The sequence below is a fragment of the Psychrobacter sp. S1-30-MNA-CIBAN-0213 genome (assembly GCF_040309845.1).
In the GTDB taxonomy this organism is placed as follows: domain Bacteria; phylum Pseudomonadota; class Gammaproteobacteria; order Pseudomonadales; family Moraxellaceae; genus Psychrobacter.
The window spans coordinates 25707-49778 of the sequence record NZ_JBEOPE010000008.1 but is presented as its reverse complement, the minus strand read 5'-3'; the positions used below and the strand labels follow the sequence as shown (position 1 = coordinate 49778).

General features: G+C 41.3%; 18 protein-coding genes and 1 tRNA gene. 11 read left to right on the top strand and 8 right to left on the bottom strand.

Annotated elements, in window-relative coordinates:
- Positions 1–295: 295 nt before the first annotated feature.
- The 7 genes from AAEY87_RS09170 to AAEY87_RS09140 all read left to right on the top strand — a co-directional run bounded on the left by AAEY87_RS09170 (position 296) and on the right by AAEY87_RS09140 (position 9982).
- Positions 296–1111, top strand: coding sequence for a glycerophosphodiester phosphodiesterase (locus tag AAEY87_RS09170; protein WP_068327122.1), 816 nt, complete (start codon positions 296–298; stop codon positions 1109–1111).
- A 472-nt stretch (positions 1112–1583) separates the two neighbouring features.
- On the top strand, positions 1584–2783 hold the full coding sequence (locus tag AAEY87_RS09165) for an acyl-CoA desaturase (RefSeq protein WP_203226524.1): 1200 nt from the start codon (positions 1584–1586) through the stop codon (positions 2781–2783).
- Positions 2784–3150: 367 nt separating this feature from the next.
- Positions 3151–4617 carry a protein adenylyltransferase SelO gene (locus AAEY87_RS09160; RefSeq protein ID WP_350656934.1) on the top strand — a complete coding sequence of 489 codons (1467 nt, stop codon included), beginning with the start codon at positions 3151–3153 and terminating at the stop codon, positions 4615–4617.
- A 613-nt stretch (positions 4618–5230) separates the two neighbouring features.
- A complete protein-coding gene (locus AAEY87_RS09155) occupies positions 5231–7549 on the top strand; it encodes an NADP-dependent malic enzyme (RefSeq protein WP_350656932.1) in 2319 nt (772 codons plus the stop codon).
- Positions 7550–7728: 179 nt separating this feature from the next.
- Positions 7729–8973, top strand: coding sequence for a tRNA nucleotidyltransferase/poly(A) polymerase-related protein (locus AAEY87_RS09150; protein WP_350656930.1), 1245 nt, complete (start codon positions 7729–7731; stop codon positions 8971–8973).
- Positions 8974–9011: 38 nt separating this feature from the next.
- Positions 9012–9812, top strand: a complete 801-nt coding sequence (locus AAEY87_RS09145) for a pteridine reductase (protein ID WP_350656928.1) — start codon at positions 9012–9014, stop codon at positions 9810–9812.
- Positions 9813–9905: 93 nt separating this feature from the next.
- Positions 9906–9982 (top strand) — tRNA-Ile (locus AAEY87_RS09140).
- 157 nt (positions 9983–10139) lie between these two features.
- Here the strand turns inward: AAEY87_RS09140 and AAEY87_RS09135 are convergent.
- Entirely contained in the window at positions 10140–11822 is a 1683-nt protein-coding gene (locus tag AAEY87_RS09135; protein ID WP_350656926.1) for an NAD-dependent malic enzyme, read from the bottom strand.
- Positions 11823–12960: 1138 nt separating this feature from the next.
- On the opposite strand from AAEY87_RS09135, the gene AAEY87_RS09130 reads away from it, so the two are divergent.
- The 4 genes from AAEY87_RS09130 to AAEY87_RS09115 all read left to right on the top strand — a co-directional run bounded on the left by AAEY87_RS09130 (position 12961) and on the right by AAEY87_RS09115 (position 17175).
- A complete protein-coding gene (locus tag AAEY87_RS09130; protein WP_350656924.1) occupies positions 12961–14454 on the top strand; it encodes a DUF4331 domain-containing protein in 1494 nt (497 codons plus the stop codon).
- 27 nt (positions 14455–14481) lie between these two features.
- A complete protein-coding gene (locus AAEY87_RS09125) occupies positions 14482–14757 on the top strand; it encodes a hypothetical protein (protein WP_350656922.1) in 276 nt (91 codons plus the stop codon).
- A gap of 76 nt (positions 14758–14833) precedes the next feature.
- The gene (locus tag AAEY87_RS09120; protein WP_350656920.1) at positions 14834–16033 is read left to right on the top strand and encodes a tetratricopeptide repeat protein; all 1200 of its coding nucleotides are present in this window, start codon (positions 14834–14836) and stop codon (positions 16031–16033) included.
- Positions 16030–17175, top strand: a complete 1146-nt coding sequence (locus tag AAEY87_RS09115) for a HupE/UreJ family protein (RefSeq protein WP_350656918.1) — start codon at positions 16030–16032, stop codon at positions 17173–17175. The genes AAEY87_RS09120 and AAEY87_RS09115 overlap by 4 nt, the downstream gene beginning before the upstream one ends.
- 138 nt (positions 17176–17313) lie before the next feature.
- Here AAEY87_RS09115 and AAEY87_RS09110 read toward each other — a convergent pair whose 3' ends face one another.
- The 7 genes from AAEY87_RS09110 to AAEY87_RS09080 form a co-directional block, all read right to left on the bottom strand.
- Positions 17314–18252 (bottom strand): energy transducer TonB, encoded by a 939-nt coding sequence (locus AAEY87_RS09110; RefSeq protein ID WP_350656916.1) that lies wholly within the window; start codon positions 18250–18252, stop codon positions 17314–17316.
- Positions 18253–18753: 501 nt separating this feature from the next.
- Positions 18754–19641, bottom strand: a complete 888-nt coding sequence (locus AAEY87_RS09105; RefSeq protein WP_350656915.1) for an alpha/beta fold hydrolase — start codon at positions 19639–19641, stop codon at positions 18754–18756.
- A gap of 6 nt (positions 19642–19647) precedes the next feature.
- The gene (locus AAEY87_RS09100; protein WP_350656913.1) at positions 19648–20460 is read right to left on the bottom strand and encodes a class II aldolase/adducin family protein; all 813 of its coding nucleotides are present in this window, start codon (positions 20458–20460) and stop codon (positions 19648–19650) included.
- A 246-nt stretch (positions 20461–20706) separates the two neighbouring features.
- A complete protein-coding gene (locus AAEY87_RS09095; RefSeq protein ID WP_350656911.1) occupies positions 20707–21150 on the bottom strand; it encodes an acetyl-CoA carboxylase biotin carboxyl carrier protein in 444 nt (147 codons plus the stop codon).
- A gap of 10 nt (positions 21151–21160) precedes the next feature.
- A complete protein-coding gene (locus AAEY87_RS09090) occupies positions 21161–22348 on the bottom strand; it encodes an NRAMP family divalent metal transporter (protein WP_350656910.1) in 1188 nt (395 codons plus the stop codon).
- Between the two features lie 53 nt (positions 22349–22401).
- Positions 22402–23136 carry a 5-oxoprolinase subunit PxpA gene (gene pxpA / locus AAEY87_RS09085; protein WP_350656908.1) on the bottom strand — a complete coding sequence of 245 codons (735 nt, stop codon included), beginning with the start codon at positions 23134–23136 and terminating at the stop codon, positions 22402–22404.
- On the bottom strand, positions 23126–24046 hold the full coding sequence (locus tag AAEY87_RS09080; RefSeq protein WP_350656907.1) for a 5-oxoprolinase subunit C family protein: 921 nt from the start codon (positions 24044–24046) through the stop codon (positions 23126–23128). Before AAEY87_RS09080 ends, pxpA begins: the two co-directional genes overlap by 11 nt.
- Positions 24047–24072: the final 26 nt, after the last annotated feature.

Below are 24072 nucleotides of genomic sequence, written 5' to 3'. Positions count from 1 at the left end.
GCCATTATACGAGGTTTACAGCTGTTGGTCAGTAATGTAGACCATTGATATACAAATAAAATCTATCAAGGACCATAAAAGACGTTTTTAGTTGCAAAAACGCAACAAACATTCATTAAGATATTCATAGCTTAACTGGCTTATTATCTTAACTGAGTTGATGATAATTGCTATTTTTGCTAAGCCCTCTAAAATTAAACTGTTTAAATTCGTACCACACAGTTTTTATATTTTTTGGCAAAATTTTACGAGGCATCATACTATTGAGCTAAGAAACAATTGATAACAGGCATTTATGATAAAACTTGATAATACGCTGCTTTTAGGTCATCGAGGCGCACGTAGTGAAGCGTTAGAAAATACACTATATGGTTTTGAGCATGCGTATGGTTTACAGCCACGTGGCTTGGCAGGGGTAGAGTTTGACGTACAGCTGACTGCAGATGGTCATTTGATAATATTTCATGATGAAACGTTACAACGATTATGTGGCTTGCAGTCACGAGTAGATCAGCTCAGTTTGGTTGAGATTCAACGCCAACTACAATCAGGGCATAAAATCATTACTTTAGATATGTTAGCTCAATCAATGATTTATCCCTCTAAAGCTGTTCTTTTTCAATCAAGTTTATCTAAGTATTTAATACCTGTTACTCAAAAGCCCAAAATACTCATCCCTACTTTGACTCAATTTACTCATATTGAGCTAGAGATTAAAACCCATGACCGCACAAATTATTCCAAATTAATACAGGCACTGACACGTTATCTAGTAGATACGCCACTTGCCAGTTTACCTATCGTTCTAACCACCTTTGATGTCCAACTTCTCGCCCAGCTTCAACGTAATAAATCACTCGCACATATCCCGCGGGGCTTATTAGTACGTATGCCACAATTACTTGCATCAGCACCTAATACTGCCTTGCAATTGGGCTGTACCCGGCTTGGTATATATTATCCGCTCATTACGCAGTCGGTTATCCAAAACTCTCATCGGCACGGTTTACCAGTGAGTGCATGGACAGTAAATGACATTGAAGTAGCGAAGCAACTTGTAAAATGGCAGGTTGATGTGATTATCACAGATATTCCAACACAATTGCTATGACATGCCAACATAATTGATATAAAGCCATCAAAAACCACTCTTCACACTTACTGATATAACTCTATGCCATATAGCGACTTAACATAATCTTAGCAGAACTTACACTTTCACCTAATTCCTGATAGTTAGCAGGGTATTTACAATATAATATCTAATAACTCATACAAGTTATTGTTATTTATTAAGATTTTTCTAGTGCATAACCGTTCACTTTCGTCTCTTTTTAGGTTAATATAGGGGCTGAAACTAATACCGCTAGGAATATTATATGATTGCAAAAAAAGCAATGGGCTTACCGCTTAAAGGCTTACGTTTCGCTATCAAATCTGGTGACAGCATTTTGGATAACGCAACCACGCAGGTGACGCGTTTTAAGACTTGGTTTGATAATGCTAAAGCAAAAGCTGCGCTCGATGAGCAGCCTACCGCTAAACGCAACTATTCAAACGTTGCTGAGCAAAGCGATGTCTCCATGAATGACCAAACCATCGATTTACGTGAACTTGAGTTTAAAAAGGCGCCAATCAACTGGATACCGGCGACCATACTAGTAGCAACGCCTATTGCTGCTGCTATCATTACTCCATGGTACTTGTTCACCCATCAAGTCAGTGCACCTGTTTGGGGTGTGTTTGGTGCCTTTATGGTATGGACAGGTATCAGCATCACCGCAGGCTACCATCGTCTACTCTCGCATCGTGCCTATAAAGCACATCCAGTAGTCAAAAACTTCTTATTGCTTGGTTCAACATTAGCAGTACAGGGTTCTGCATTTGATTGGGTTTCTGGTCACCGTAGCCATCACCGTCATGTCGATGACCGTATGGAAGATCCGTACTCACCTAAGCGTGGTTTTTGGTTTAGTCATATCGGTTGGATGCTACGTAACTATCCAAGCGGTAAGTTTGACTACAAAAACATTCCAGATTTGACCAAAGATAAAGTACTTCAGATTCAGCATAAATATTATGGTCTTTGGGTGCTAGCGACGAACGTCGGTTTAGTAGCAGCTGTTGGTTGGTTATTGGGTGATGTTTGGGGTACTTTAGTACTAGCAGGTTTGCTACGCTTAGTATTGACTCATCACTTTACTTTCTTTATCAACTCGTTATGCCATATGTTTGGTTCGCGTCCTTATACTGATACCAACACTGCTCGTGATAACTTCATTTTAGCTATCTTTACGTGGGGTGAGGGTTATCACAACTATCATCACTTCTTCCAATACGATTATCGTAACGGTGTGAAATGGTGGCAGTATGACCCTACTAAATGGTTGATTGCTGGCTTATCTAAATTTGGTCTGACGACTGAGCTTCGTACAGTTGATGATACGACGATTAAGCACGCTGAAGTTCAAATGCAGTTTAAACAAGCTCAACAGCAGATCGATACAGTAAGTGCAAGCGGCATTGATATTCCGCATGTCATGCAAAGCTTCCAAGATCGCATCAAGTTTGAATACGATGCCTTTACGCAAACTGTAGAAGAATGGCAGGCACTAAAGGCCAAAGCCGTTGAGATGAAAAAGACTGAATTTGCAGATCGCTTGCATGAAGTCGATGACAAGCTCAAACTTGAGTATGCTAAGATTGAACAGAAAATCCATGAGCATAATGACAACTTGAAGATTGCCTTTCGCTCGATTGGATATAATAAAAAAGCCGCCTAAAATGGGCTAGCTAATTATTAATTAGCGTATTCATGATAATGCTACCTCATCCCCCTCTCTGCAAAAGATAGGGGGATTTTTTTGTGAATTTTTATCAAAATTTGATATAAGCTCAGCCAATATAGACTTATTCAATATGAGTACAGCGAGTCAAATATTTTATTGGAAATTGGATTTTAAGCAAAAGCTACAATTGCAAATCATCAAAGTAATTTGCCATTCTATCACAGTGATTAATTCAAGATAAATTACAAGACATGGACAGAGTGCACAGGTGTAGCACTAGGGCTATGTTATAGTAGATTTATTGTTTTTTTATATCACCATTATTATTCATATTTAGTCAGTCTCAATAGGAAAAGCACGTATGCGCTATCAAAATACCTATGTCAATTTAGACCCACGTTTATATCACAAGCAGCCACCAACAGCGCTAGAAAATCCGCGTGCTGGGCATTTTAATACCCAAGTGGCAGAGCAGCTTGGTTGGATAGATGACAAAGATTTAATGGCACGCTGGGTTGAGATTCTCGGGGGTCGGTATGTACCTGCTCAGTTTCAGCCTTTAGCAATGGCCTACGCAGGTCATCAGTTTGGACAATGGGCAGGTCAATTGGGTGATGGACGCGGCTTGCTCGTGGCACAAGTACTAGACAATGATAACCAATTGCAAGACTTGCACCTTAAAGGCTCTGGTCTGACACCTTATTCACGGATGGGTGATGGACGTGCAGTCTTACGCAGTACTATTCGTGAGTATTTATGTGGTCATGCCCTCAACCAGCTCAGTATCCCCTCCTCTAATGCGCTGGGCTTTGTCGTATCCGATACGCCTGTACGCCGCGAACGTATGGAAGCAGGTGCTGCCTTGATGCGGGTAGCGGATAGTCATATTCGCTTAGGTCACATAGAATGGATTGCAAGCTTTGCCCCTGATTTGCTCGGTGAATTTACCGATTATATGATTGATACTTATTATCCAAAATGCCGTGATAGCGAAACGCCAGTGCTAGCATTTTTGCAAGCCGTCGTTGAGCGTACCGCACGTATGATAGCTGACTGGCAGCTGATTGGTTTTGCTCACGGGGTGATGAATACTGATAACTTATCCATCACTGGTAGCACCTTAGACTTTGGTCCATTTGGCTTTATGGAACGTTTTGATCCTGCTTGGATTAACAATCACTCTGACCATACCGGACGCTACGCCTATCAAAACCAGCCCGCTATTGGACATTGGAACCTCAACATCTGGTTGCCACACTTTATGCGATTAGAAGGAGTGACGCGTGAGGCCTTATCAGATTGCTTAGCACCTTATGAAGCCACCTTTATGCAGCACTATCAACAAGGATTATGCCGCAAGTTGGGCTTAGCGCATCAAAAAGAAAGTTTAAGCTTAGCTTTTGAGTGGCTAACCTTGTTAGAGGACAACTTACTTGATTATACCAATAGCTTCCGTGCACTCTTAGGTTTAGTATCTCCAGAGAATCACCCTTATGAGAAGCAATTATTAGCTACCTTGACGCATGAATTGCAAGGTGAAGCATTACAAGTTTGGCAAGACTGGTCTGCGCGCTATTTAGAGCAATCGCAAGCACTGTCTACTGAACAAGTTGTTAATGAGATGCAAACGACTAATCCAGTTTATGTATTACGTAATAGTATGGCTCAGCGGGCTATTACTGCTGCTGAACAAGGCCAGTTTGAGGAGGTAGCGCGGTTATATGACCTGCTCGCCAGCCCTTATACTGTACAGGATATCGCGACAGCACTTGATAGCAGTCCCCCTGCGCCTCATGCGCCGCAAATGCCAATTAGCTGTTCGTCATAAATAACCATATTTTTTTGATAAATTTAAAACCAATAATCATAGCCAGTTTGGTTAATAATCAACAACCAAACTGGTTTTGAAAAACAATAGTCACAATCTTGCATATATATTGTAAATTTTACTTTATTTATCACTATCAACTGGCTAAATGTTCGTTATCAATTTATTATATAAGTTATGCATTTCGCTATGGTTGACTAGGGCGTGTCCTCATTTTGATAATGGTGATAAAAATGAGATAGATTTTTGTCAATCAAAGGAAGTTTTGCAGAGAATATGAACATATTGTCTAGAAATTTTCAAAGATTGACGAAAATATAGCCATTTTTAGCCCATTAAAAGTTCGTTCGTTCAGATTGAGGGCACGCTCTAGGCAGCTAATTGTCAATAATGCTAGAATAGCTATGTTTACTAGCTTTCTATTTTACGATGCCATCTAATCACAGATTAACGCTCTTTCAACTGTGCATTGCCTTTTAATAATTTGTTAGTAGTTCCTCAATCTAGTAATTGCTGGAGCTCATATTCAACGATTTTTTTAGGGTCAAGCGTTAACTTATTTTGTTTATCACACTTTGTTTTATTTCAATTTATTCCAACAATGGCCATTATTATGAATGACGATACCAATTTGAATATGGATAATCCCAATACAGATCAAGAGCAGTTCGAACAAGCTGCTTTGCATTATCATGAATTTCCAAGACCTGGTAAAATTTCGGTAACTCCTATCAAGCAGCTCGCTAATCAGCGCGACCTAGCTTTGGCCTATTCGCCAGGTGTTGCAGTTCCTTGCCTTGAAATTCAAAAAGACCCAACAGCAGCCGCTAGATATACTGCACGTAGCAATTTGGTTGGTGTTATTACCAACGGTACTGCTGTACTGGGTTTAGGTAATATCGGTCCATTGGCTTCAAAACCAGTGATGGAAGGTAAAGGGGTATTATTCAAAAAATTCGCTGGTATTGATGTTTTCGATATTGAAATTGATCAAAATGATCCTGATAAATTTATCGAAGCAGTGGCCTCTCTTGAGCCAACGTTTGGTGGTATCAACCTAGAAGACATTAAAGCGCCTGAATGTTTTAAAATCGAGCGCGAATTGCGCAAGCGTATGAAAATTCCGGTCTTCCATGATGATCAACACGGTACTTCAATTATTGTTGCGGCTGCCATGCTTAACGCATTGATTCTAACTGGCAAAAAGATTGAAGAGATTAAAATTGTCTGTTCAGGCGCTGGTGCTGCTGCCATCTCTTGCTTAGACATTATCTGTGCACTTGGTGTGGATCAGAATAATATCTTTGTCTCTGACTCACGTGGAATTATCACTACTAGTCGCGAAAACCTTGACGAGTCAAAACAACGTTATGCTCGTGACACTGATGCCAGTAGCATTGATGATGTGATGGACAATGTGGACATGTTCATAGGCTTGTCAATGCCTGGCATCTTGAGCACCGATATGGTTCGCCGTATGGCAAAAGACCCTATCATCTTTGCCCTAGCCAACCCAACACCTGAAATTATGCCAGAATTGGCGCATTCAGTACGTCCAGATGTCATCATGGCAACCGGACGCTCAGACTACCCAAACCAAGTTAACAACGCATTATGCTTTCCTTATATCTTCCGCGGTGCACTAGATGTAGGTGCAACGACCGTCAACGAAGAGATGAAAATCGCTTGCGTACGTGCGATTGCAGCGATGGCACATGTCGAAGCGACACCAACTAAAAACGTCAGAGACATCGAAAGCATGAGAAGCTTCGGTCGTGAATACCTCATTCCAGGACCGCTAGAGCCAAACTTAATCATTGAGATTGCCTCTGCAGTAGCCAAAGCTGCTATGGACTCAGGTGTTGCGACTCTACCGATTGATGATCTTGATGCTTACCGTCAGCGCTTATCTGAGTTTGTTTATAACTCAGCGTTTGTAATGAAGCCTATCTTCTCTCGCGCCAAATCAGATCCAAAACGTATCGTTTACTGTGAAGGTGAAGACAATAATGTCCTTCTTGCCGTACAGGTCGTCGTTGATGAGAAGCTGGCAAAACCTATCTTGGTCGGACGTCCTTCAGTGATCGAAGCCAATATCAAAAGGCTTGGCTTACGTCTACAAGATGGCGTAAACATGACTATTATTAACCAAGATGATGATCCGCGCTATAAAGACTACTGGCAGGGCTATTACGAGAAGAACAAACGTCGCGGTGTTAGTATCGAGCTTGCACGTCGCGATGTCCGTCGCAAAACCACTTTAATTGGCTCATTGTTAGTTGAAAATGGTGATGCTGAAGGTATGATTTGTGGTACGTTTAGCCACTATCAACTGCATTTAGAGTATGTTCAAAACGTTATCGGTAAAAAAGAAGGCGTTAAAGACTTTTATGCGATGAATGCTGTCTTAATGCAAGACCGCAATATCTTTATTGCTGATACTTATATCCATGAAGATCCTACTGCCGATCAATTAGCTGAAATGACAGTGTTGGCTGCTGATCAATTACGCCGTTTCGGTATTACACCTCGTGTTGCTTTAGTTTCACATTCAAACTTCGGTACCTCTAATCGTGCCAGTGCTGTTAAAATGCGCAAAGTTTATGAGCTACTGAGTGAGATGAATGTAGACTTTGACTTTGATGGTGAGATGCAAGGTGATGCCGCTCTTAACGAGCATATCCGCTTAGAAGATATGCCATCAAGCCCTCTAAAAGGCGCTGCCAACTTGCTCATCTTGCCAACGCTTGATGCAGCAAATATTGCCTTTAACTTGCTCAAAACAGCAACAAGCAGTGCTTCTATTGGTCCTATCTTGTTAGGTGCTAACAAGCCTGTACATATCCTGACTCCATCAGTGACTGCTCGCCGTGTGGTAAATATGACAGCCCTTGCTGTAACCGAAGCTCAAGACTTAGAAAACGGTCGATAATTATAATGATATCGCTAAAGCCGGCTTACTACTATTAATCATCATTAGTAGCAGTCTGCTATACTAAAACCAGTCAATGCCGTTGTAATAAATGGTATTGACTGGTTTTTTTTGATCCAATAAAAACATTGTCAAAATTTATGTTATTAAAATTTATCTAGCAAATAAAAGAGGCTCCAATGCAAGTCTATCTCGTCGGTGGTGCAGTTCGTGATCAGCTGTTAGGTCGTCCTATTATAGATAAAGACTTTGTGGTGGTTGGCACAACTGTCGATGAGATGCTAGCAGCGGGCTTTCAGCAAGTAGGTGCAGACTTTCCGGTATTTCTGCATCCAACTACTCAGGAAGAGTATGCATTAGCACGTACTGAGCGCAAACTTGGTCATGGCTATCAAGGTTTTAGTGTGCATGCCAGCCCTGATGTCAGCTTAGAGGAAGACTTGCAGCGCCGCGACTTAACTATCAATGCGATGGCAATTGAAGTCACCAGTTTAACCGACGACACGCCTCTCACAGGTGCAGTGATCGATTATCACGGAGGACTCGATGATATCCAAAGCAAGACCTTACGTCATATATCGGAGGCTTTTAGCGAAGATCCACTACGGGTGCTGCGAGTCGCGCGCTTTTATGGACGTTATTACAGCTTAGGCTTTCAGGTTGCTGAGGAAACCATCACACTCATGCGCCAATTGGTCGATTCAGGTGAGCTTGCGCATTTAAGTGCTGAACGCATTTGGCAAGAATCAAGCCGTGCAACGATGCAGAGCTCTCCTCAGGTTTATTGGGAGCAGCTGTATGCAATCGGTGCTTTAGCTGAGTACTTTGTGCCATTGCATCATGCTTGGAGCAATGTACATATACGAGAAACAGTGCAGACGGCGCTGTACTTTGCTGGTCAAATGCAATTGAACTTATCCCAGCGTTGGGCGCTATTGATGGCTAGCCTTAATCTATCGTTATTCGATTCCAAACCTGACCCTAAAACTCCATCATCTCATCTAAATATTAGTGTTACGGATGATGAGAAAAAAGCTGCTCTAAAAGCCATTACTTCTATAGGTAACAGCGCCAAAGTACCTAAAGCACCCACTCAGTTTGCAACCCTATTCATTCAACAAGCCAGCAAACTGAACACCATAGATGGCTTGACTGCAGCTGAGAAAATCGACCTTATCCAAGCCTGTAGCGCCCACAAAGAACCTAATAAGCTCTCACAGCTATTGGTAACCAGTCACGTATTGCAGTTAGCCTGTCAGCACCGCCAAATGATGCTCGCATTAAACAGCTTTCATGCCATCGGTATGGAAGCCATTGCTCCAGATATTAAAGGCGCTGCAATTGGCAGAGCGTTAAATGAGGCACGTGTTGCGCATTTGGTTACTATGGAGCAATCTAATAATCATAGCTCACAACCGTTTTGATTAAACGAAATACGATTAGATGATGGAAACCTTATTTTATGACAGTTGAATTTACAGTAAGACCTAATAATGGTAGCCCTGTAATGCTCGTTACTGGTAGCGCCAAGCGTATTGGCGCAGCTATTATTCGGGCAGCGCATCATCAAGGCTATCGTGTCATTATCCATTGTCATCGTAGTAAACAAGAAGCAAAGACCCTAGCAGCTCAGCTTAATGAAATCCGTAATAATAGCGCTACGGTTATCGTTGCAGATTTAGCAGTTGTCAACGATGGCAGTTTATTAACTCAGTTCGTCCAATCCGTTATAGATAATTTTGGACAGCTTGATGTGCTAGTACATAACGCATCAAGGTTTTATCCTACTCCGCTCAGTGATATTAACAATAACCAATGGGATGAGCTGTTTTTGACCAATGCCAAGGCGCCATTATTACTTAGCCAAGCTTTTTTACCTTACTTACAAAAGCAGCATGGATGCATCATTAGCTTACTTGATATTCACGCTCATAATAAACCGTTTAAGCACTACACTGTCTATAATATGGCAAAGGCAGCACACCGGATGATGGTACAGTCTCTTGCGCTAGATATGGCGCCTTATGTTCGCGTTAATGGCGTTGCACCTGGGGTAAACGTATTGCCTGATGCCGATAGCGACCAAGCACTTGATGACACACAGCAGCACAGTATCATCGACTCTATTCCTATGCAGCGGATTGGTACGCCAGATGATATTGCCCAAAGCGTGTTGTATTTGGCAAAGGCCAGCTATGTCACAGGAGAGATTATTAACGTAGATGGTGGTCGTAGTTTGACCCTAGCTGGTGGTAATATTTAGTAAGCAAGTGACGATAGCTAAATAATATCGTTTAGTTGTTATCTTTTACTTGAAAAATTAAAAAAATCAGGTATCATTGTGCGTCTAACGTTAGGGCCCATAGCTCAGTTGGTTAGAGCAGAGGACTCATAATCCTTTGGTCGTAGGTTCAAGTCCTACTGGGCCCACCAAATTCAAACCCTTACAGTCATTGGCTTGTAAGGGTTTTTTATTATCTAAAGATTAATACTAATATAAGTACTAAAAAACCGAATGCTATTTTCAATAACATTCGGCTTTTTTATAGGTACTTCTTTTATGTGCTTTCTAGCAGTTACTTTTTAACCGCTAGAAAGAGGTACGACGATAGTTACGGTATTTAGGTAACCAAAAATTAGCTTTTAATCGACGCTCTAGGTTTTCTGCCGTGACAGGTAATGCTAACTTATCTTCAATCGCTTGTCGTGCGACTGCATAGGCTATTTTTTCACTGATCTCTCTAATGACTTTAATTGGAGGTAATACTGCACCTGGTGCTTTTTCATATTCCATCGATATATCTGCAAGTGCTTGGCTTGCAGCCATTAACATATTATCGCTGATGCCTGTCGCACGCGATGCCAAAACACCTAGGCCAATACCGGGGAAAATATAGCTGTTATTACACTGTGAGACCTCGAAAGTCTGACCTTCAAAAGTTGTATGAGGAAAAGGACTACCGGTTGCAACAATTGCCTTACCTTTGCTCCAATTAGTGACTTCTTGCGGTGTTGCTTCAACACGAGACGTTGGGTTTGAAAGCGGTAATACAATTGGATGTTCAGTATTAGTACATAACGTTTCGATCACCTCTTGGGTAAACAAACCTTTTTGTCCACTTACGCCGAATAATACCGTTATTTTTGCTTGTTTAACCACTTGCGCTAAACCGAGTTTCTTACTTTTATCCCAACTTTCAATATCTGATTCTTTTTGTACCAACGGTTCTTGGAATTTTTGTAGCTCTGTCATGCTATCAGTGAGCAGGCCATAACGGTCAACCATAAATACTTGGCTGCGGGCTTGTTCTTCCGTTAATCCTTCACGCTGCATTTGGCGAATAATGTGTTCGGCGATACCACAACCCGCAGATCCTGCACCTAAGAATGCTATTTTTTGTTGACTAAGTTTCTGACCTTTATTCAAGCACGCTGCAATCAATGTACCGACTGAAACAGCAGCGGTCCCTTGAATATCATCATTGAAGCAACATAGCTGATCACGATATTTATTCAATAATGGTGTCGCATTTTCCTGAGCAAAATCTTCAAATTGTAATAATACCTCTGGCCAACGACGTTTAACCGCTTGAATAAATAAGTCTACAAATTCATTATATTCATCACCAGAGATGCGTGGATTTCTCCAACCCATGTACATAGGGTCGTCAAGTAACTGTTGATTATTGGTGCCTACGTCTAACAAAATTGGTAGACAATATGCCGGGCTAATACCACCACAGGCCGTATATAACGACAGTTTGCCAATTGGAATGCCCATTCCTCCAATGCCTTGATCTCCCAAGCCCAAGATACGTTCACCATCAGTGACAACAATCACTTTTACTTTTTGTTTGGTGGCATTTTGCAGCATGTCATCGATTTTATGGCGCTCAGGATAAGAGATAAACAAACCACGTTTACGGCGATAAATTTGTGAGAATTTTTCGCAAGCTTGCCCAACCGTTGGTGTATATATGAGCGGCATAACTTCCTCAATATGCTGCTCAATCAAATGATGAAATAAGGTTTCATTGGTATCTTGTATATTACGCAAGTAAATATGCTTATCCATATCACTAGTAAATGAGCGAAGTTGATGATAAGCACGTAATGATTGTTCTTCAATCATCTCAATGTTGTGAGGTAATAAACCTGTTAAATTAAAGCTGTCACGTTCTTCTGATGAAAAAGCGCTACCCTTATTTAGTAAAGGGGTTTCTAACAGTGCAGGACCTGCAAAGGGAATATACAACGGACGTTGGTTTGGCATAATAAACTCTTCTTATTAAAGGCGTATGGTGGTACAAAGTTAATGAAATGGCTGCTTTATTGTGTTTGCTTAATTAAATAAGTAATTTTTAATCACTTAGAGATTGAGCCATGCTGAAAAAATCGTAAAGATGAACCTGGTAAACTGACCACTCGACGAGTAGTTTACCATGACTAAGAAAATCCAGAGATATAGTATAGAACCACATTATACTGAAGTTATGGCAGCTCTTGAAGGAATCAAGTAACTTAAACGGCAATTAAAAATATCTGAAGAGGAACGAGAGATATTAAATGAGGATGGATAAAGCGAGGCATTGCTTTGCCCCAACGCAAAATGAGGGCTGTGCTCGCAGTGGTACTAGGGTCCAAAAGGTTCTAAGCTATAAAGTGCCAAGACAAATGTGGTTTGACTCCTATCGTCAGGCTGCATAATCAAAATCTCCTAAGTTAATATTTACGGATTTGACAGCACAGCTCATCAATTCACATGTGATACTTTTGAAAGATCAATCCTTCAGTAATTTCTACTTATCAACTTGTTAAGATCTAATAAAAGAACGATCCCTATTATTCCATACTGTTATTAATCTACTAGACGGTTAATGATAGTACTTGTGTACATCCTTACCGCTTTCAACCAAAACTGAGAACAAATTGATGATAAATTAGCGCTTATCATCGGTTTAATTTTTCATGTTATATAAAAATAATTGAATAAAATTCACTTTAGACAACAATATAGAAGGTGCTAAACGTTTCATTAATAACGAATTATTTATATTGGACTTATTATTAAAATTAAAGTGTTGATTAAACTCTACTATCTGTAAAAATCTACCATCCCCTAATTTTTATAGGATCAGAAAATTTTTTATTATTAACTTCTGAGAAATCTATAGATCGTAAAGAGCATATATTTTTAGATTATGATGAACAAATTACAATGTAACGAGTGTTTTTTCGGCTGTTATTCTTAATTATCTTGTACACACCCTCCTAACTAAAATCTTGCTTATACGTATAGTTTAGTTTAATTTGTCGTAAGAATAGTTTAGTTTAAGTTACTTATAAATTATACGTAATACTAAGTTATTTTAGCAGCCAGTACCCCTCAAGTTTCTCTACAAGGATTTCGTATGAAACATACTACTAAGGCTCTAATAGCAGCGATGGCATTGTGCATTAGCGCAAGCGCTGTGGCATCTAGCCACCGTGAAGCCCCTTCTATCACTAAAACTCCTAAAGTCGATGCCACTGACTTTTATATGTTTAATAGTTATGAGAATAATCGTGCAGATTATGTCACGATTATTGCTAACTACTTACCACTTCAAGACGCTTACGGCGGACCCAATTACTTCGCCCTAGACGCCGATGCACTGTATGAGATTCATATCGACAACAATGGCGATGCGGTCGAAGATCTCACATTCCAGTTTGACTTTAACCAAAAGTTAAATAGCATTGAAATTGACTCAGACGGTAACCCATCAACGCCAAACGTTGCGATTCCTTTGTCTAATGCTGGTGATGCTTCAAACCCCGCTAATGTACAAACTAGCGAGAGTTACGAAGTGACGATGGTTAAAGGCGATCGCCGCAGCGGCTCGCGTACTTCGCTGGGGAATTTTAACAAGCCGTTTGACTATATCGGTACTAAATCTTTTGCAGACTACCCAACGTATGCAAAAGGCTTTATCAAAACTTTGAACATGGGTAGCTGTGGGCAAGGTAAAGTGTTCGTCGGTCAACGTGCTGAAAGCTTTGCTATCGATTTAGGTAAGGTGTTTGATCTGATTAACCTAAACCCATTGGGTGCACGTAATGCCGGTACGAACGTGTTGGCAGGTAAAAACATTACCTCAATTGCGTTGGAAGTTCCTAAAGCGTGCTTAGTCAACTCAGCTGGTAACGATCCAGTAATTGGAGCTTGGACGACCGCTAGTGTCCGTCAGGCGACTTTAGTAAATCCTTCTCCTGAATCTGGTATTAGTACCACAGCAAAAAAAGGCGGTGCATGGACTCAGGTTTCAAGACTCGGTATGCCACTGGTCAACGAAGTTGTAATCGGTCTTAAGGACAAAGACAAATTTAATGCCTCAGAACCAAAAGATGATGTGGCTAAATTTGCGCCTTATGTCTTTTATCCTACGCTTCCTGCGTTGATTCAGACTTTGTACCCACAAGCACCAGCGCCAACTAATTTTCCACGTCAAGATTTAGTCACTGCCTTTTTGACAGGTGTTCCGACTATCAATAAACCTGCCAAAGTTGTACCAGCGGATATGTTGCGTTTGAATACCAGCACACCTGCAGTAGCAGCTGCTAATCAAAACGACTTAGGTGTCATTAGTATCATTCCTGGTCAAAACGATGGTCGACCTAGTGCCAATAGCAAAGATGTTGCAGGGTTTCCGAATGGCAGAAGACCTGGAGATGATGTAACCGATATTGCCTTAAGAGTATCTATGGGTGCATTATGTCACGCGGGCTTACCAGCAGATGTTACCTGTGTCCCTGCTGATGCCAAGGCCGGAAAAGCTCTATTTACTGATGGTGCACTTAAACCCGCTACCGAGTTTGACTCAGTCTTTCCTTATCTAACCACCCCTAATCCAGGTAGCCGATAAGTTGAATCTAACTCAAGGAGAAATACGATGCGCTATGTACTTTTAGCAGTATTAGTCACCGGATCGGCCGCTCTTTCTGGTTGCTTTAACGATAATAACAACTCTAACTCACAGGATCGGACTGATAGCAAAGTAGCGATAGATCAAGCTAAGGCGAAATTGGCGGTTAGCAGGACATCTACCGTGATTGACGTCAGTAGAGATGTAAACACCGATGAGCCGCAAGACATCGATCGGATTATACTTCCCGAAGCCAACTTGGCAGAACCTGTCGCTGTGACGGACGCCAACGCCTCATTGTAGTCTGATATGAGGTAAATCGAGCACCTGATCAGGCTACTGTTCAGGTGTTTCTTTATGTTTTGAACGGACAGAATTTATGCAATGGATTAAGCAACTTATCGGATTACTATGTTTATTAATCATAAGCAGTCAATTACTTTATGCCACCCCTTTTATTCCTAAAGATGACCAACAGATTCTTGAAACCTTACCTTCAGATTCACCGCCTGCACGCTATCTCAGCTCAGACGATTTTTCGTCTAGCAAAAATACAAATGATCCTGAACAGACTAGCCAGCTATTAGAACGTGCTTACTTGCAAGGCGATCCACGCGCACTAGGCCAAGCAAGAGCGCAACTTGATCAAACAACAGATCAAAGCATAGAGACACTCATGCTACGAGCGCGGGCTTTACAATCAGATCATAAGTTCTCTGAAGCAAAAGAATTGTTAAAACAGATACTAAGTAAAGATACTGCTAATCCAGATGCCCTTTTGACTCTCTCCTCTCTGTTAGTTGTTCAAGGTCAGTTTGAGGAAGCCATGGGTTACTGCAAAAAGCTTAATGATTCATCACTCAGTGTCTACCGTGCAGCATGCGAGGCTCAAATACAGAGCATGACTGGTCAGATCACACAGGCAAAACAAACTCTAAATAATCTAGCTTCTATTGCACCTCAACTTGATGCATCTACAGCACGCTGGATATATCTCATTCAAGCGGACGCGGCATTAAGAAGCCAAGATACCTCTCTTGCTGATGAAGTTTTTAGCGTTATGGATGCTCAAACTGTACCTGCACTCATGGCTCGCGCTGACTGGTTATTGAGTAACGGAGAGTATCAAGAAGTAATTCAACTGCTTAAAACTCATACTGATAAAGATGCGTTGTTGTTGCGACTCATCACGGCTCAAATCAAACTGCGTGACCCTAAATCTAAACAAAACTTAGCGCTCATGGAAGAACGTATTGAGGTATGGCAAATACGCAAAGAAAATGCACATATGCGTGAACAAGCTACTTACGCCATGCTTGCTAATCAAATCGACTCGGCACTACAGTTGGCTCGAAACAACTGGCAACAGCAACGCGAAACGGCTGATATTGAGATTTATACAAAAGCAGCTATCCAAGCTGGCAGCCAAAAAGACATTGAAGTTATACGCCAATTCATAAAAGACACTCAGTTTGAATATCCAGCACTTGAGCGCGATCTACGTTTGGGTAAAATTAGTGACTGTTTGAACTGCCCACCCTCAGGCATGCAAACTTCAAGCAAGGATAAGCCTTTATGAGCGCACTTAGCAGACGCATTTGGAGTCATAGCTATCGTTACTTGACGCTGCTTTTACTAGCGATGACTTGCACGGCACTACAGGCGCACGAATCTAGTACAGCTTACTTGAACCTTCAAACGAGCAATTCCAAAGCCGCAGCAAATATTAATTATAATGCTAAATATGAGTTGTCACTACGCGACCTTGCTTTGCTAGTAGATATAGATTCAAACCAAGATCATAAAGTAAGTTGGCTAGAGGTAAAATCGCAAACGCCACTCATAAAGCAGCTAATCGAATCCCAAGTAAAGTTAGAAGCTGGTACTCAAACCTGTGATATAACAAGCTTTGCACCATTGGCGATTAATACACGCGGCGGGTTTAACTACCTATACACAAACTTTGAGATAAACTGTGCGACCCCAATCGATAATCTTAACTATCAGATCTTAGCAGGTATCGATGCCAATCATCGCTTAATCCTAACGGGGGCTAGTGATGAAACACCTCTTCAAGTGCTGGCTGTAGGAGAAACCCCTTTAGGTTCGGGGACTGAATCTGGCTGGCTGTTCACGGCAACGAATTTTTTGAAAAGTGGCATACATCACTTGTTGATTGGTTGGGATCATCTATTATTCTTATTTGTACTGCTGATCCCTGCAGTATACTTACGTAAGCAAAAAGCCTTGATTGCCGTCACTAAACCGCAAGCGGCATTACTTGAAGTCTTTTGGATTGCAACCTCATTCACGTTAGCGCATTCAATTACCTTAAGTTTAGCGGCGCTTCAGATCGTCAGTATACCTGCCCGCTTTATTGAATCCTTAATCGCTCTATCCATAGCGTTCGCAGCATTAAACAATTTAGTGCCCCTGCTACGCGTACGCGCCGTCTATCTGGCATTCGTTTTTGGACTGATTCACGGTTTTGGTTTTGCTAATGTACTCGTAGATTTGCCACTAGCCACTAGCGAGCGCGTACTAGCATTATTGAGTTTCAATATAGGGATAGAGCTAGGCCAACTTGTATTTATCGCCTTAGTATTTCCGATAGCGCTATTACTACGGCATACGCGTTTTTATAAAACAGTCATATTTTATGCAGGTTCGCTAGCTAGTATTTTAATTGCATTATGGTGGTTTTTTCAGCGGGCATTTTAATCGGGTTCTAAAACTTATAGGCGCTACTAGTTATTGGCGCTACCAACTTATCAGTGTAGCGCTCAAGTATTAGAGCTTAATTATCTCAACTAAAAAGAGCCATTTATAAAAATGTCTAAAGCAGAATATTCTTTATTGCTAAGGCATCTCATAACTTAATTGCATAGGTACAGTAGCATTTACTGGCACACCGTTTTTTTGAAATGGATTGAACTGTCCTTCTCTTATTTGGATCATTGCTACCGCATCGATGATTACATTACCGGATGACTGGAGCAGTTGCACCTCAGTAATGTGACCATTTTTATCGACATATAGCTCCAATAATACATTAAAGATATCACCCGATCGGGCAGTAGTATTGCGCCATACTAGCAGCGGAAGGCTTGTATTAGGTTGGTATTCGTCAAGCCAATTGGCTTGCTCTTCCAAAAACGGTACTACTTCACTACTCTCATCAATCTTATCCTCTAGAGCTGGTTGTTCAGGTTTTTTTTCGTTCGCTTGGTCTGCTGCTAATACTTTGGCGACGGCATCATTAACAGCTTGCAGCTGTAATTTATCTTGTTCGATACGTTTCCTATTAGACTGACTTTGAACGGATTGCTGCTGCATAGCTTGTTCGCGATTGAACTGTTTTGTCACGGCCAGAATCATCGCGGATAGATCTGACTCTGCCTCATCTGTGGCATTCGATGTTTTTCTTGATTCTGTTATTACTAGTTTTTGCTCTGATGAAGAATCCTTGGTCTCTTGATTTAACTGAGGTTCTTCTGTAGCTATTACAGAGTCTTCTACTGAATTTGATAGTTCTGCTTTTGGTTTAGGTTCTATAGGTTTTGCTTTTGGTTCAGATTCTAATACTGGTGCTAGCTTGGCAGATTTGGTAAGTTTGATGTTTTCAGTTTGCTCAGTTACTTCTTGTACTGGTGGCAATGATTTTTGAGGTTGAGAAACGGACTTGAGTTTTGGTCTTACGTCAGGTTTTTCGTTGGATAGTGCTGATAATGTTATTAACTCTAATTGAATTGTCTTAGGCTCGGGAGCATTTATCATAGGACGTTCAGGACTATCCATAGATATCATAGCCCATACAGTGACACCATGTAATACTATAACAAGAATAGCAATCCAAACATTGATAAGGCGAGTAAATGGATTCGATATCATAATAATTTATAAGATAACCCATTAGAAGTAACTATGTTTATAGTTTGATTAGAGTGATAAATCGAGTAATAGCTACAAAATATAAGTAATGCCTTGTCGCCCTGATTGACACTAAAAACAGAGGTGGGGTCTATAGCCCATACCTTAATGAATAATGAATAATGAATAATGAATAATGAATAATGATACAAGTCAAATTGTATATTGCGCCAAATCAACATGCATAACAAGCCTAATCTGAGCCAATCTATTGAAGACTATTATTGTTTTTATTGCTTAAATTCTAGAAAATATACTATAAAAAATATCCAATATTATCTTTATAATTTGACGCCATTATACCTCTCTTCAAAACCTAGTCTTACATACCATCTCATTATATTCTGCACCCTTTTTTTATATAACTCTTTAGCTAATATGCTCTCTAAATTGTAGATACGCAGCAGTAATAGCATCAGCATCCTCAATCTGTGGATAGTGGCCTAGATCTGGCATTTCAGTCACATTGGCATTGGGAATTAATTCACGATAACGATCGATCATATGCTGACCTGAGATGGGATCTTTAGCGCCGTCGATTAATTTTACCGGAACATCACTATTGATAATAGCTCCTACCCAGCGTTCACGATGCTGCTTGCGCTGAGGGATATAATCTATCAATTTATGCATCACTGCTAGACCATTATTATGGTTTAATAGCTGCCATAGCGTATCAATCACCTCTTGAGTTGGCGGGGTTGCTGGCCCAAAGATTCGCTGTAAATTGTCCGCGAACTTCTGCTTATTAATGAGTTTAGCTACTAAAGACCCTAGTGGTGATAGTAATAATTTTTGGATTAATATGGGTTTATGAGTTTCAGGAAATAAGCCACCATTTAGAAAGCAGACACTAGCAATACGCGGCTCGTGACTACCACTACCGTCATTGCTGTCGACCTGTCTTGCCAGCAGCTCTTGAGCGACTGTATCGCCATAATCATGAGCCAAAATATGATAGTTACTGACCTTTAGCTTATTTAAATAACTCTGAAAAATATCTGCTTGCTCAGTAATAAGATAGCGTGCATTTTTGGGCTTAGCCGATAAACCAAAGCCTAACATATCGAGGGTGATAACATAATAACAATCAGTCAGAGCCTCCCACATCCCTTCCCAATCCCAGCTCGCACTAGGATAGCCGTGAATCAATAATAATACCGGCGCACTTTTATCCCCACCCTGTCGAGTAAAGATTTGCTGACCATTGATAGATTCAAGCTGTCCCTGCTGCTGCCATTCATTCAGAGTGATCATCAATCATTACTCCTCAAATGATGGATCGGTACGGCGTAGTTTCCTTAATAACGCAGGCCAAGCGATATCACCATTAGCCTCTTTAGTGACTGCTTTTGATGCCGCTTGAATACCAGCTAGTATTTGCGGTGGTATATGTGTCAACTCGCTGCCGCCGCTCTGGGCTTTGATTTGTACTTCGCACGCTCTTTGCATGATGTACATGAATAAAAACGCATCGGCAACGGTGCTCGCACAAGTTAGCAGGCCATGATTACGCAAAATCATAAAGTTGGCATCGCCAAGGTCATCGACTAGTCGCACTTTTTCTGCAGGGTTTAGTGCTATCCCTTCATAATCATGATAGGCCAAGTTAGATAACGGAAATAATGATTGCTGAGAAATAGGCAGTAAGCCCTGCACTTGAGTAGAGACGGCGACCCCATCACTGGTATGTAGATGAATGACACAGTGAGCATCGGCGCGAGCATCATGTACCGCACTATGAATGGTGAATCCTGCTGGATTGATATCGTAGGCTGATGATAATATCTTTTCGCCAGCTTGATTCACTTTGACAAGGTTTGAGGCAGTAATCTCTTCAAATAATAAACCATAAGGGTTGATTAAAAACTCATCCTCGGTATCTGGCACTCGCGCTGAGATGTGTGTGAAGACCAAATCATCCCAACCATATAAGGCAATCAGTCGATAGCAAGCGGCAAGGTTGACTCGCATATCCCATTCTTGTTGGGTTACCACTCCTTTTACATCTGATATCGTTTCGTTTTCCATGATGTCATACATCCCTGTTTTAGATACTATTGATAAATCCGTCATCCACCTTATAAAACTAACAGGGTAAAAACTATGACACTTATGTATATCAACTATACATAATACTACCTGCCTCCGTGATGGATCCTTACTGTCAAATCCACACATTTAAACTTAAGAGATTTTAATCACCTAGCTCAAAATGTACTACATAACTTAGAATACTTCCTATCAAGCAGCCTAACAAAAAGAGTTAAACCAAATATAAAAAATAGCCTTAATAAGGACTATTCTCTCACTTTAATTTTTTTATATTTTTAGATTAAAAACAGGCTGCCCATATTCAACAATTTGCCCATTCTCAACCAATATATCGCTCACAACCCCTGCTTTGTCACTGACCACAGGTAGCAAACGAGTCAATTCCTCAATAAAGCAAATCGTTTGACCTTTTTCGATGTGGTCACCTTTGCTCACTAAATGATCTGTTGCCCCATCTTCACTTAAATAAACCCGTCCAACATGCGTCGCGCGCACCTGTGATAGAGCACTATCAAGGTTTGCAGCATTTTGATCTGCACTGTTTTTATACGTACTATCTTGAACAGCCTTTGTCTTTACAGGGCTGGCAATCTCATGCTGGTTTACGTTATTCACTACTGTAACTGACTGCCCGTTATTTTCAATCGTTACTTTATATAATTGGCTGCTTTCAACGAGTTTAACCACCCGTGCCACTTGTTCTATATCCATAATAAACCCCTTAACTGATGCCGAGATATTGAGCGATAGTCATCACACTTAGGATACTCATCGCAATGGCAATTATCCAACCAAAGACAGCGATCCAAATAGGGTGCCTGTAATTGCCAACGATATTTTTTCTATAGGCGGCTATAAGGATAATCACCATAGCAATAGGTAATACTAAGCCATTTAACGTTCCGACTAATACGAGTACCTGAGCTGGCTTGCCGATAGTGGCAAAGACGAATGTCGAGATGACAATAAAACCAATAATAAAGTAGCGTTTATGGGTCTCGATAAATGGATGAAAATTGGTCATAAAAGATACGGAAGTATACGCAGCGCCAATAACAGAGGTCACTGAGGCCGCCCAAATCACCATACCAAAAACAACTTTACCAGTATTGCCTAGGATATACTGAAAAGGCGACATTGCTGGATTTGATGGGTCTAACGCAATACCTTTGGAGACCACGCCCAAGACGGCAAGGAATAAAAAGACGCGAATAACAGAGGCAATCAAAATACCAGAGACCGAGCTTCTGGTCACCGAGTCTAGGTTTTCTTCCCCGCTTACGCCTGCTTCTAACAATCGATGAGCACCGGAAAAAGTAATATAACCACCAACCGTACCGCCCACTAAAGTAACGATAGCGACGGCATCAATCTTATCAGGCATAATAGTTTTGGTGACAGCTTCTGCTAATGGTGGGTCTGATTTAAATACCACATAAATAATTAAAACAATGAGAATAAAGCCCATGAGCTGGGCAAATTTATCCATAATAGGCCCAGTTTCGCGGCCTAAAAATATAGCTACAGCAATAACACCGCTGATCAGTGCGCCAGTAATAGGAGAGATATTGAACATCGACTGCATACCAAGACCAGCGCCGCCAATATTACCGATATTAAATGCTAAGCCTCCAGCAATAATCAGGAAAGCGAGCAAATAGCCCACTCCAGGAAACACTAAATTAGCAATTTCCTGCGCGCGCTTTTTGGATACGGCTACTACTCGCCAAACGTTAAGCTGGACGCCAATATCCATGACGATAGAGATTAAAATAACAAAACCGAAACTTGCCATCAAGCTTTCGGTAAAAGTGGCGGTTTGTGTCAAAAACCCTGGCCCTACTGCTGAGGTTGCCATCAAAAAAGCGGCACCTAAAATAGCTGTATTGTGTTTTTTTAAGGTACTCATAAACATCCTTGTTTTATACAGAGTAGGTCGTTCAAACTATTATTAATCTAATATTAAGCTGATATCTCAATACCTTTCAGTTCTAACTGCTTTTTTATTTCACGAGCAAAAAGAATGGCATGTTCGCCGTCGCCATGTAAGCAGACGCTTTGGGCATCTACCGGCACCTTTTCACCGCATACGCTGGTAACAGAGCCTTCAGTAATCATTTGCATGACATGATTGGTCGCTTCATCCGTGTCCGTTATTAGGGCATTGTCTTTGCTACGCGAGACCAGAGAACCATCTTTCTCATAGTTTCTATCAGCGAATACTTCAGATATCGCCTCTAGACCATGATTTTTTGCTGACTTGATCAGATAGCCACCTGACAAACCCATCACTTTTAGATTGGAATCAAAATTCTTAATTTCACTGACCAGAATATCAGCTAATGCTTCGTTGGCAGCGGCTTGGTTGTATAAAGCTCCATGCGGTTTCACATACTCTAAAGGCACACCAACCAAGTCACAAAGCGCTTTGGTCGCTCCCAACTGATACCGCATTAAGGCACGATAGCCCTCTTCGTCCAAAACTTGATCGGTACGACCAAAGTTCTCTCTATCGTCTAGACTAGGATGAGCCCCTACCCTGACGTTATTTTTCTTTGCCAACTGTAAGGTGGTTAGCATCTCGGCATAAGAACCGGCGTGTAAACCACAGCACACGTTAGCCGAGCTTACTATGGTCAATAGTTTATCGTCTTGTCCGCAGCCTTCAGCAACGTCGGCATTTAAATCAATTTTCATGAGCGTACTCCTTAATTTGCTCGATATAGTGTTGTCTTTTTTGCTGCTCACGCAATGCTTGCTCTACCTCTACGACGACAAATTGACAAGTTTTACCAAACCGAATTTGCGCCATGAGCCCTATATCAGCGTTAATCACCGTCGCAATCTTAGGATAGCCACCCGTCGTTTGCGCATCAGCCATCAGAACAATCGGCTGTCCTTGTGGCGGTACTTGAATCATGCCGATATCGACACCGTGCGAGGTCATTTGCGTAGGTTCATTAAATTCAAGTGGGGTACCATCCAAGCGATAGCCCATACGGTTGCTACTGCTTTGCAGTTGCCATTGCTGTGATTCAAACGCTGTTTTTGAGGCAGACGTAAAATACTCATATTCACTGTTTTTTATCACTCTAATCATATTGGTCGGCTCAAGGCGAGCCACCCCTATAACAGGCAAGCTTGAGGCTATACTAACTTTCAAAACATCATCTGCTTTAAGGTATCTACCTTTGAAGCCGCCAAAACTGGCTTTTAGATTGGTGCTGGACGATTGCAGTACCGGTTCGATATCAAAACCGCCATGTACACACAGATAGCTATACATACCTTGTAATGGGCGCAGCAGTTTAAGCGTTTGCCCTGCCTGCGCATTAATACGCCAATAGCAAGGAATGCGCTTATCATCTATATATGCCTCGTAGAGCGCACCCGTTAAGCAAAAACTGACGTCCTCTTCAAACTGTATCGTGAGACTACCGACAGCTATTTCAATAGCAGGCTCGTTAAGATCATTCTTTAGCAACGCATTTCCCGCTTGCAAAGCCCAGCTGTCCATCACCCCGCTTCTATCCACGCCCATGCTTCGGTAGCCGAATCGTCCCGAGTCTTGGATGCTAGCCAGCGCACTAGTGGTTAAAATCTTCATTGATAGCCCCTATTTATTGGTATTAG